Source organism: Pseudomonas sp. B21-053 (genome assembly GCF_026016365.1).
Classification (GTDB): domain Bacteria; phylum Pseudomonadota; class Gammaproteobacteria; order Pseudomonadales; family Pseudomonadaceae; genus Aquipseudomonas; species Aquipseudomonas nunensis.
Genome location: NZ_CP087205.1, coordinates 4,156,628 through 4,167,706, shown reverse-complemented (window position 1 = coordinate 4,167,706; position 11,079 = coordinate 4,156,628). Strand labels below are relative to the sequence as shown.

General features: G+C 61.1%; 10 protein-coding genes and 1 pseudogene. 10 read left to right on the top strand and 1 reads right to left on the bottom strand.

Annotation, left to right across the window (positions count from 1 at the left end; all coding sequences use genetic code 11):
- Positions 1 to 157: 157 nt before the first annotated feature.
- Positions 158 to 1,187 (bottom strand): annotated as a pseudogene (locus LOY68_RS18545) (DMT family transporter).
- Between LOY68_RS18545 and LOY68_RS18540 the strand changes: the two are divergent.
- The 10 genes from LOY68_RS18540 (at position 1,182) to LOY68_RS18495 (ending at position 11,066) form a co-directional block, all read left to right on the top strand.
- Positions 1,182 to 1,745 carry a helix-turn-helix domain-containing protein gene (locus tag LOY68_RS18540; protein ID WP_163914401.1) on the top strand — a complete coding sequence of 188 codons (564 nt, stop codon included), beginning with the start codon at positions 1,182 to 1,184 and terminating at the stop codon, positions 1,743 to 1,745. The pseudogene LOY68_RS18545 and the gene LOY68_RS18540 sit on opposite strands and share 6 nt — an antisense overlap.
- A 156-nt stretch (positions 1,746 to 1,901) precedes the next feature.
- Entirely contained in the window at positions 1,902 to 3,095 is a 1,194-nt protein-coding gene (locus LOY68_RS18535; RefSeq protein WP_265038983.1) for an SfnB family sulfur acquisition oxidoreductase, read from the top strand.
- 10 nt (positions 3,096 to 3,105) lie between these two features.
- Complete coding sequence (locus tag LOY68_RS18530) at positions 3,106 to 3,543, top strand: acyl-CoA dehydrogenase (protein WP_265038981.1); 438 nt, start codon at positions 3,106 to 3,108, stop codon at positions 3,541 to 3,543.
- Complete coding sequence (locus LOY68_RS18525) at positions 3,543 to 4,946, top strand: LLM class flavin-dependent oxidoreductase (protein ID WP_054614411.1); 1,404 nt, start codon at positions 3,543 to 3,545, stop codon at positions 4,944 to 4,946. Before LOY68_RS18530 ends, LOY68_RS18525 begins: the two co-directional genes overlap by 1 nt.
- A 369-nt stretch (positions 4,947 to 5,315) precedes the next feature.
- Positions 5,316 to 6,221 carry an acyl-CoA synthetase gene (locus LOY68_RS18520; RefSeq protein ID WP_265038979.1) on the top strand — a complete coding sequence of 302 codons (906 nt, stop codon included), beginning with the start codon at positions 5,316 to 5,318 and terminating at the stop codon, positions 6,219 to 6,221.
- Entirely contained in the window at positions 6,218 to 6,994 is a 777-nt protein-coding gene (locus LOY68_RS18515) for an ABC transporter ATP-binding protein (RefSeq protein ID WP_163914411.1), read from the top strand. Before LOY68_RS18520 ends, LOY68_RS18515 begins: the two co-directional genes overlap by 4 nt.
- Positions 6,994 to 7,875 (top strand): branched-chain amino acid ABC transporter permease, encoded by an 882-nt coding sequence (locus LOY68_RS18510; RefSeq protein ID WP_054052782.1) that lies wholly within the window; start codon positions 6,994 to 6,996, stop codon positions 7,873 to 7,875. Before LOY68_RS18515 ends, LOY68_RS18510 begins: the two co-directional genes overlap by 1 nt.
- Before the next feature lie 4 nt (positions 7,876 to 7,879).
- Positions 7,880 to 8,929 carry a branched-chain amino acid ABC transporter permease gene (locus LOY68_RS18505; protein ID WP_265038976.1) on the top strand — a complete coding sequence of 350 codons (1,050 nt, stop codon included), beginning with the start codon at positions 7,880 to 7,882 and terminating at the stop codon, positions 8,927 to 8,929.
- A 25-nt stretch (positions 8,930 to 8,954) separates the two neighbouring features.
- Positions 8,955 to 10,295, top strand: coding sequence for an ABC transporter substrate-binding protein (locus LOY68_RS18500; RefSeq protein ID WP_265038974.1), 1,341 nt, complete (start codon positions 8,955 to 8,957; stop codon positions 10,293 to 10,295).
- 3 nt (positions 10,296 to 10,298) lie between these two features.
- Entirely contained in the window at positions 10,299 to 11,066 is a 768-nt protein-coding gene (locus LOY68_RS18495) for an ABC transporter ATP-binding protein (protein WP_265038973.1), read from the top strand.
- Positions 11,067 to 11,079: the final 13 nt, after the last annotated feature.

The following is an 11,079-nucleotide window of genomic DNA, read 5'->3' as shown; positions in this document are numbered from 1 at the left end:
GTAGGCGAGATAGGCTGGTTTTTCAGGGTTTGCGCAGGATTGATTACAACAGTTCCGGCCTCTTCGCGAGCAAGCCCGCTCCCACAATGGTTTGGCGTACACCAGACACCTGTGGGAGCGGGCTTGCTCGCGAAGAGGCCCTGACAACCAGCATCAATTAATCGGCTGTCTCGCTTTCCAGCGCCTCCTCGACCTGATCGCGATTCTTACCCTTGGTCTTCAACTCACTCACAATCACCGCCGCCACAATCAACCCCGCACCCACCAACGCAATCCCTGGCAGTCGTTCCCCCGCGATCCGCCCGACAATCCCGGCCCACACCGGCTCACCGGCATAAATCAACGTAGCCCGGGTTGGCGAAACACTCTTCTGCGCCCAGTTCATCGCCACCTGAATCGCCGCACTCGCCGCACCCAGCCCCAGCGCGCTGCACAACAGCAGCCAGGAGAAATGCGGAATCACTTCCTGAGTCGGTACCACCATCAGAAACGCCAGCATCGACGTCACCGCCAATTGCACCACCGTCACCCGACGAACATCGACCTGGCCCGCATAGGTGCTGATCAGAATGATTTCGGCGGCAATCGCCACGGTGCTGATCAGCGTGGCGATTTCGCCGGGGCTGAAGTTCAGCGAGGCACCGGATGGCCCGGACAGCAGCATCAACCCGGTGAAGGCCAGCATGATGCCAATGCTCGGCATCAAACCCGGACGCTTGCCGAAGACCAGCCATTGCAGCAACGGCACGAACGGAACATAGAGGGCGGTAATGAATGCCGACTGACTGCTGGGAATCGTCTGCAAACCCACAGTCTGCAAGCCGTAGCCGAGCATGATCGCCACGCCGATAAAGGATCCGGCCTTGAGTTCCAACAGCGTCAACGCCCGCAGGCTGCGCCAGGAAAACAGCGAGACAATGCACGCCGCCGCTGCAAAGCGCAGACCCACGAAAAACATCGGCCCGCTGACGGTCATTGCGTGCTGCACCAGCAAAAAGGTTCCGCCCCAGATCATCGTGATCAGCACCAGCACGCACTCGGCCTTGCTGAACCGCGAGAAACGGGAAGAAGCCTGAGGGGAGTTCACTGACGTCATGACCTTGCGCGCTACCTGAGGCGGACGCACAATGCGTCCGAATGTTGCGCAGTATACTGCCCAACCCCACCGAGTGAGCAATATAGTGCACAAAGATTCTTCCCCGCGGGCTTCGGTCCTCCAGCACGTCAGCCAGAACGTCCGGCGTCTGCGCCACGCCGCCGATATGAGCCAGACCGCGCTCGCGGAAAAGTCCGGGGTCAGCCGACGCATGCTGGTAGCAATCGAGGCAGGCGAAAAAAACGTCAGCCTGACCACCCTCGACCGCGTGGCCGAAGCGCTGGACGTGGCATTCAGCGACTTGATCCAGGCGCCAGACGTCCGCGATCCGAGCCGCATCAATGAACTGGCCTGGGCCGGGACGATTCCTGGCAGCAAAGCGGTGCTGTTGTCCAAAGCCACCGCCACCCGCGAAGTGGAACAGTGGGAATGGTGCCTGCAACCGGGGGAAATCTACCCATCGGAGCCGGATGCCGATGGCTGGAGCGAACAGATCTACGTGTTCGAAGGCTGCCTGACCCTGATGCTCGGCGACACCCCGCAAAGAATCTCCGCCGGTGAGTTCTTCATGTTCGCCAGCAACCAGCCGCATTCCTATCGCAATGAAGGGGATGTGGCGGCGCGATTTGTGCGTAATGTGGTGATCTGACTGTTTACAGGCCAACAGTAGATGAACACTTTGCTGTTTTTAAGCTGCAGGTTTTTCTAGGATAGTTCTGCAACCTACTGTAAATAAACGATATTAAATTCAGGCACGACTCCTGCAGAAGCTCTGGGTATTCACCCGGAACCAAGGAGTCGGCCCATGACAACTTCACCTCCCACTGCCCATTTGATCCGCTCGGACGCCGAGGCCATCGCTGTCGCGCACAGGCTCGCCGCACGCTTCGCCGTCGAAGCCAGCGTCCGTGATCGCGACCGACGCCTGCCGGTGACCGAGCTCGACGAGTTTTCCGCCAGTGGCCTGTGGGGCATCACCGTTCCCAAGGAATACGGCGGCGCCGGGGTGTCCTACGTGACGGTCGCTGAAGTGATCAAGATCATTTCCGCTGCCGATTCGTCCCTCGGCCAGATCCCGCAAAATCACCTCGGCGTGCTCGACATCTTGTTGCACACCGCCACCGAAGAGCAGAAGCGCTACTACTTCGGCAAAGTCCTGCAGGGTTACCGTTTCGGCAATGCCTTCTCCGAATCCAAAAGCAAAAACGCTGGGGCGTTTGAAACCCGTATTCGTTTCGATCAGGACTTCGCGCAAATCGACGGTGAGAAGTTCTACTGCACCGGTGCATTGTTCGCGCACATCGTGCCGGCGGTGGCGGTCAACGAACAGAATCAAGCGTTCATCGCCTTCATCGAGCGGGACAATCCCGGTCTGACGGTGATCGACAGCTGGGACGGTTTCGGTCAGCGCACCACAGCCAGCGGTGGCGTGACCCTCAACGCGGTGAAAGTGCCGTTGAACGCGGTGATCCCAGCGCACAAGGCCTTTGACGAACCCACCGCTGACGGCCCGATTTCGCAAATCATCCAGGCCGCCGTGGACACCGGTATCGCCGTCGGTGCGCTGGAAGAAACCAAGCGCTACGCCCGCGAATCCCGCCCGTGGATCGACAGCGGTAACGATCACGGCTGGCAGGACCCGTTCAGCATCGCCGCCATCGGTGACCTCGAATGGCGCGTCCACGGTACCGAAGCGATCCTGAAGAAGGCCGGTTTGGCCATCGACGCGGCGTTGCTCAATTCCAACGAAGACACGGTCGCCCACGCTTCGGTAGTGGTGGCCCAGGCCAAAGTCCTGTCCGCCGAGATTGCCTTGCTCGCCAGCAGCAAACTCTTCGAACTCGCCGGCACTCGCTCGGTGCTCGGCAAGTACAACCTCGACCGCCACTGGCGCAATGCCCGGACCCACACCTTGCACGACCCGGCGCGCTGGAAATACCACTTGATCGGCAACTACCTGCTCAACGGCGTGAAGCCCGCGCGCCACGCCTGGAACTGAGGAGCCCACCATGAATGCCTTGACCCAACCGATTAGTGCTGAGCAGCCCCTGGCCAAAAGTCAGCACGACTTGCACAACGCTCGCAGCCTGCTGGATGCGACCCTGCGGTTTGTCCGTCAACAGACGCAAACCACGGCTGATCCTTACGTCATCAGCCGCTTCGGCGATTTGCACATTCGTATCGAGGTCGCCGCCGCGCTGCTGGAACGTGCCGAAGCCTTCCTCAATAGCCACGAAGACGACACCGAAATCAGCGTCGCCATCGCCGAATCTCATCTGGCCAGCGCCGACGCGTTGAATGCCGTGAGCAACGCCGAATTCGAACTCACCGGCCAACGCACTTCGTTGCACGGTTCCCTGCACGATCCGCTGCGCTGGAAACTCCACCTCATCGGCAACTTCCGCCTCAACGGCATCCATCCCCCCAGCTTCAGGAGCGCCGTTTGATGGCCCGTGAAATTCGTCTTAATGCTTTCGACATGAACTGCGTCGGCCATCAGTCGCCGGGGTTGTGGGCGCATCCGCGGGATCGCTCCTGGCAGTACAAGGACCTCGAATACTGGACCGATCTGGCGAAAATCCTTGAACGCGGCAAGTTCGACGGCTTGTTCATTGCCGACGTGCTCGGTATCTACGACGTCTACAACGGCAACGGTGACGCGGCGATCCGGCAGGCGGCGCAAGTGCCGGTCAACGATCCGCTGCAACTGATCCCGCCGATGGCGCTGGTCACCGAGCACCTGGGTTTTGGCCTCACTGCGTCGCTGTCCTTCGAACACCCGTATCCATTCGCCCGGCGCCTGTCGACCCTCGATCACCTGACCAAGGGCCGCGCCGGCTGGAACATTGTCACTTCGTATCTGGAAAGCGGCGCGAAGAACCTCGGCCAGAAAAACCAGACCGAACACGACGCTCGTTACGACTTCGCCGAAGAGTATCTGGAGGTTTGCTACAAGCTGTGGGAAGGCAGTTGGGAGGAGGGCGCGATCCTGCGCGATCGCGAACGGCGGATCTTCAGTGATCCGAGCAAAATCCATGAAATCCAGCACGTTGGCAAACACTTCCAGGTGCCGGGTATTCACCTCTGCGAGCCTTCGCCGCAACGTACGCCCGTGTTGTATCAGGCAGGCGCGTCGAGTCGCGGCAAGCAGTTCGCGGCTGAACATGCCGAGTGCGTGTTTGTCGCGGCGCCATCGAAAGTGCTGCTGAAGAAGACAGTCGCGGACATCCGCCGGCGTGCCGCTGAAGCGGGGCGCGATCCGAAGAAGATTCTTATTTTCAACCTGCAAACCGTGATCCTTGGCGAGACCGATGCCAAGGCCAAGGCCAAGTTCGAGGAATACAAAACCTGGGTCAGTTATGAGGGCGCCATGGCGCTGATTTCGGGCTGGACCGGGATCGATTTCAGTCAGTTCAAACCGGACGAACCGCTCAAGCATGTGCACACCAATGCGATTCAGTCGGCGGTGGAAGCGTTCTCCACGGCGGACCCGAACAAGGTCTGGACCCCGAATGAATTGGCGGATTGGGTCGGGATTGGCGGGTTTGGGCCGTTGTTTGTCGGCAGCCCGGAGACGGTGGCGGATCTGTTGCAGGAATGGGTTGAAGAAACGGATGTGGACGGCTTCAACCTGGCGTATGCGCTGACCCACGAAACCTTTATCGACGCCGTGGAATTGCTCGTGCCGGAGTTGCAAAAGCGCGGCGTGTACAAGACCGAATATGCGCCAGGGACCCTGCGCGAGAAGCTGTTTGGCGAAGGGCCGAGGTTGCCCGAAATCCATCCGGGAGCGGGGTATCGGGATTTGGCGGGGTTGCGGCAGCAGGAGAAGAAAGTGGTGTCGGCGTAGACGTCTTCGCGGGCAAGCCTCGCTCCTACAGGTGACCGAGTCGCCCGGGGAAAATGCGATCCCCCTGTAGGAGCGAGGCTTGCCCGCGAAGAGGCCGGCACATCCAACATCAGTGTCACCAGACAGACCGATTTCGCGAGCAGGCTCGCTCCCACAGGTGACCGAGTCGTACACAAATGCCCGATCCAACAAAGATCCCCCTGTAGGAGCGAGGCTTGCCCGCGAAGAGGCCGGCACATCCAACATCAGTGTCGCCAGACAGACCGCTTTCGCGAGCAAGCCCGCTCCCACAATTGGATCGTGGTCGTTTTACAGATTTCAGCCCAGCGGACCACCGCACGCTTTTGCCCATGACATAGAGGTCAATCCATGAGCGTGCATGAACTCAAGCGTCCGCCCAGCGCGGACGCTGCCGAATGGCAGGTCAAGGCGCCCCAGGCTTTGGAGCAGTTGCGCCATTGGGGGCAAGTCAGTCCATTGCAAACGGCGTTGCGCCACAAGCGCCACGGCCAGTGGTTTGTCTGGCGCTGGATCGATGCCTTGCGCGATGTCGAGCGTCTGGCCGATGGCTTGCGCCAGCAAGGGTTTACCGAAGACTCGCGGCTGGCCCTGAGCGGTGCCTTCGAACCGAATCTGTTGCTGCTGGCCCTGGCCGCCCGGCATGTCGGCGGCGAAGTGCTGACCTTGCCCGACACCCTCGATGCCGAGGCTCTGCACAAAGCACTGTGGCGCAGCCGTCCGACCCACGCCTTTATCCAGGGCCGGCAAACCCGCCAGCTATGGCTCCACCACGGCCAAACGCTGCTGGACTTCAATGAACTGCTGGGCCCTGTAGAACCGCCGCAACGCCAACGCCTCGGTGCCCACGGCGCGCAACTCTGGAGCGAAGAGGGCACGCAATGGCAGGACGGCCTCAGCGTTCTGCTGGAGCAATGGCTGGTCAGCGGCCAATCGCTGGCGTTCCCGGAAAGCCCCGGCAGCGCCAGCCGTGATCGTCGGGAAGTCGCGCCGTCCGGGCTGCTGCTGTCCGCCGAACGCCTGCAACGCCTGGCCGACGAAATCGACAGCCGTCTCGCCCCCCAAGGCACCTGGCGCCGACGCCTGTGCGACTGGGCCATCGCCCACCCGGAAAAACCCCTGCAACGCCTGATCAAGAATCGCGTCCGCCGACTGCTGGGCTTTCACAACCTGCATTTCATCTGGCAAGCCACCCGCACGCCAGGTGCCCAACCTGCGCCGACCTGGCTCGCCGAATTCAAACGGGACATCGCATGAGCTCGACCGACTCCATCTTGCAAGTCAGCGGCATTTCCCTGTCGTTCAAAGGCGTGAAAGCGATCAACGACTTGTCCTTCGACGTGCGCCGAGGCGAGATCTGCGCGCTGATCGGCCCCAATGGGGCGGGCAAAAGTTCGCTGCTCAACGTGCTGAACGGCGTGTACCGCTTCGATGCCGGTTCGATCGTGTTCGAGCAGCAACCGTTCAAACGCATCGACCCGCTGAGCGCCGCGCGCCGGGGCATTGGTCGTACGTTCCAGAACAACGCGCTGTTCAAGAAAATGAGCGTGATCGACAACATCCTCACCGGCCTGTCCCGGCACCTGCGCAGCAGCTTCATCGAACAAGCCCTCAACCTGCCGCGCGCCCGACGTGAAGCTGCGGACTTCCGCCAACAAGCACAGGGCATTCTCGAATTCCTCGAACTGCAAGCCCACCGCGATGTGCCGGTGGGCAATCTGTCCTACGGCCTGCAAAAACGCGTAGAGCTGGGCCGCGCCTTGATTGCCGGCCCGCGCTTGTTACTGCTCGACGAGCCAATGGCCGGGATGAACGCTGAAGAGAAACAGGAAATGGCGCGTTTCATTGCGGACATCAACCGCGACCTCGGCACCACGGTGGTCCTGATCGAACACGACATGAGCGTGGTCATGGGTCTGTCCGACCACGTCGTCGTGTTGGATTACGGACGCAAAGTCGGTGACGGCACGCCCGCCGAAGTGCAGGCCGATCCGGAAGTGATCGCGGCTTATCTGGGAGTGGTGCACTGATGACCTTCTTCTTCGAAACCCTGCTCGGCGGCTTGCTCGCCGGCACCATGTATTCGCTGGTCGCGATTGGCTTCGTGTTGATCTACAAGGCCAGCGGCGTGTTCAATTTCGCCCAGGGCTCGATGCTGCTGTTCGCCGCGCTGACCTTCGTCAGCCTGCACGACCAAGGCGTGCCGTTTGCGTTGGCGTTGTTGCTCACCGTAGTGGTGATGATCATCGGCGCGCTGTTGATCGAACGGTTGGTGCTGCGGCCCTTGGTCAATCGTTCGCAGATCACTCTGTTCATGGCGACGCTCGGGCTGTCGTTCATCATCGAAGGCCTGGCTCAAGGGCTGATGGGCTCGCAAGTGCGGGCGCTGGATCTGGGTATCGATGACGTGCCGATTTTCATTGGCGGGATGATGGTCAGCCAGTTCGACCTGATCGCCGCCGCAGCCGCCATCGTGCTGGTGACGGTGCTGGCGCTGTTGTTCAACAAAACCCGGATCGGCGTGTCCTTGCGTGCGGTGGCGGATGACACCACCGCCGCGCTATCGATTGGCATCAACCTCAACCGTATCTGGCAGATCGTCTGGGCGGTGGCCGGGATTGTCGGACTGGTCGCCGGTTTGCTCTGGGGCGCGCGCCAAGGCGTGCAGTTTTCCCTGTCGCTGGTGGTGCTCAAGGCTTTGCCGGTGTTGATCATCGGCGGCTTCACCTCGATTGGCGGGGCGATTGTCGGCGGGCTGATTGTCGGTGCGGCGGAGAACCTCGCCGAGGTCTACATCGGCCCGCTGATCGGCGGCGGCATCACGCCGTGGTTCGCTTACGTCCTGGCTTTGGCCTTCCTGTATATCCGTCCCGCCGGCCTGTTCGGCGAGCGCGCCATCGAGCGAGTCTGAACCCATGTCGATTTCCCTTACCCGCGAAACCGCGCCATCGGTGTTGATCCAGCGTCGTGTGCCGTTTGGCCTGCTCGGCTTGTTGTTGATCGCCTTCGTTATCGTGCCGCTGACCGGCAATGACTATTGGCTGAACGCGATCCTGATCCCGTTTTTGGTGCTTTCGCTAGCCGGGCTCGGCCTGAATCTGCTGACCGGTTACACCGGCCAGACATCGGTCGGCGCGGCGGGATTCATGGCCGTCGGAGCGTTTGCCACGTATGGATTTTTGCTGCGCTTGCCAGAGCTGGGCTTGCCGGTGGCACTGCTCGGCGGCGGATTGATCAGCGCCGTGGTCGGTTTCGTCTTTGGCCTGCCGAGTTCGCGGATCAAGGGTTTCTACCTGATGGTCACCACGCTGGCCGCGCAATTTTTCCTCGAATGGCTGTTCGTCAAATTCCCCTGGTTCTACAACTACGGTTCATCCGGGACCATTTCCGCGCCGAAACTGGCGCTGTTCGGTCATGATCTGAACACGCCGGTCGGCCGCTATTTGCTGACGCTGACCACGGTGCTGCTGTTGACCTGGGTCGCCATCAACCTGGTGAAAAGTCAGATCGGCCGCAATTGGATGGCGATCCGCGACATGGACACTGCCGCCGCCGTGATCGGCATCCCGGTGGTGCGCTACAAACACCTGGCGTTCGCCGTCAGCTCGTTCTACCTCGGCATCGCCGGGGCGCTGTGGGCCTTCGCTTACCTGGGCACTGCCAGCGCCAGCAGCTTCGATATCAATCGATCGTTCCAGATCCTCTTCATCATCATTATCGGTGGCATGGGCAGCATCGCCGGCAACTTTGTCGGCGCGGCGTTTATCAGCCTGCTGCCGATCCTGCTCAGCCACGCCGGGCAAGCCTTTTTCGGCGGCGCGGTGGACGCGGGGCAATTGCAGAACCTGCAAAAAATCATCTTCGGCGTGTTGATCATCCTGTTCCTGATCAAGGAACCGGAAGGGCTGATTCGCCTGCTGGGCAACCTTCGTGAACGGCTGAGTCACTGGCCGCTGCGCTTCTGAATTCCTGACCTATTAGAGAGACAACATGCGTGCATCCTTGAAACGTTCCTTGCTTGGCGCCGCGCTGACGCTGGCGGTTTTCGGCACTGCGGTGCCCGTGGTCCAGGCCTCGCCGGACCAGCAATTCTTCCCGTTGGCCACCTATCGCGTGGGTGCCTACGCCTCCAGCGGCGTGCAGGTGTGGGCCGGCATGCTCGATTACCTGAACTACATCAACGAGGTGGAGGGCGGGATCAATGGGGTGAAACTGGTCTGGCAGGAATGCGAGACCGAGTGGACGGCGGAGAAGGGCATCGAGTGCTATGAGCGCTTCAAGAAAGGCCTGGACGGCGCGCCGGTGGCGATCTATTCCCCCAACGGTGCGCCGGCAGCGTATGCGCTGAGCGAGCGCGCCGAGGTCGATAAAATCCCGCTGATTACCCTCGGCTACGGCCGCACGGAAGCCACCGACGGCACGGTGTTCCCGTACAACTTTCCGGTGATGCTGACCTTCTACAGCGAGGCGTCGAGCCTGATCAACTACATCGCCCAACGCGAGGGCGGCTTCGACAAACTCAAGGGCAAGAAGATCGCCACGGTCTATCACGACTCGGCGTACGGTCGCGAAACCCTTGGCCCGTTGAAGCTGTTGGCGGAGAAGTACGGCTTCGAAAACATCCAGATTCCCGTGGCCGATCCAGGCAACGAACAGTCGTCGCAATGGCGGCAGATTCGCCAGCTCAACCCGGACTGGGTATTCCTGCGCACCTGGGGCGTGTCGACCCCGGTGGCAGTCAAGACTGCTGCGCGTTTCGGCTTCCCGGTGGACCATATCGTCGGCGACATCTGGGCCAGTTCCAGCGAAGACGTGTTGCCCGCAGGCGCCGCCGCCAAAGGCTATCTGGCGCTGACGCCATACCCGGCCGGCACCGATTTCGAGATCCACAAACGCCTCAAGCAATACATCCTCGACAAGGGCAAAAGCGACCTCAAGGACCTGAAGAACTTCGGCAGCGTCTACTACAACTCCGGGCTGGTGAATGCGGCGGTGATGGTCGAAGCGATTCGCACTGCCCAGGGCAAATTCGGCAAACGTCCGTTGAATGGCGAAGAGGGGCGTTGGGGCCTGGAGCACTTGAATATCGATGACGCACGGCTCAAGGACATGGGCTATTTCGGGCTGATGCAGAACCTCAAGCTGTCCTGCAAGGATCACGAGGGCGGTGGTTCGGCGCGGGTGCAGCAATGGGACGGCGCGAACTGGACGCTGATCAGCGACTGGATCCCGGCGGATCGCGCCTTGCTGCGGCCGTTGATCGATGAAAAATCCGCGGCGTTCGCCAAGGAAAAAGGTCTGACGCCACGCACCTGCACCGGGGATGAATAAGCCATGAGCCAAGCCGCCACGGATAACGCCGCGCAGCAGTTGTTGCAGGTCAAGGACATCGAAGTGATCTACGACGGCGCGATTCTGGCCGTGGCTGGGGTGTCGCTGACGGTGCCCAAGGGCGGCATCGTTGCGTTGCTGGGGGCCAACGGCGCGGGCAAAAGCACCACGCTCAAGGCGATTTCAGGGCTGGTGCGGGCCGAGCGCGCGGAGGTCAGTCGCGGCAGCATCGAGTTTCTCGGGCGTGATACGGCCGGTGTCGATCCGAGCGTGCGGGTGCGCCAGGGCATGGTGCATGTGCTCGAAGGCCGGCACGTGTTCCCGCAATTGACGGTGGAGGACAACCTGCGCAGCGGCGGGTTTGTCCGGGGCTTGAGTCGCCAGGATCTGGCCCGTGATCTGGAGCGGATCTACGCCTGGTTCCCCCGCCTGAAAACCAAGCGCAAGACCCAGGCTGGGCTGACGTCCGGTGGCGAGCAGCAGATGGTCGCCATCGGCCGGGCGTTGATGACACGTCCTACTTTGGTACTGCTTGATGAACCGTCCATGGGTTTGGCGCCTATTATCGTCCAGGAGATTTTCGAGATCGTCGCCCAGCTCAATCGCGACGAGCAGGTGAGCTTCCTGATTGCCGAGCAAAACATTAATGTGGCGCTCAAGTATGCGTCCCAGGCCTATGTGCTCGACACCGGGCGCGTGGTGTTGTCCGGAACAGCCGAAGAGCTGCTGGCCCGAGGCGATTTGCACGACTTTTATCTAGGCAAATACTGACCGTGAGAACGCC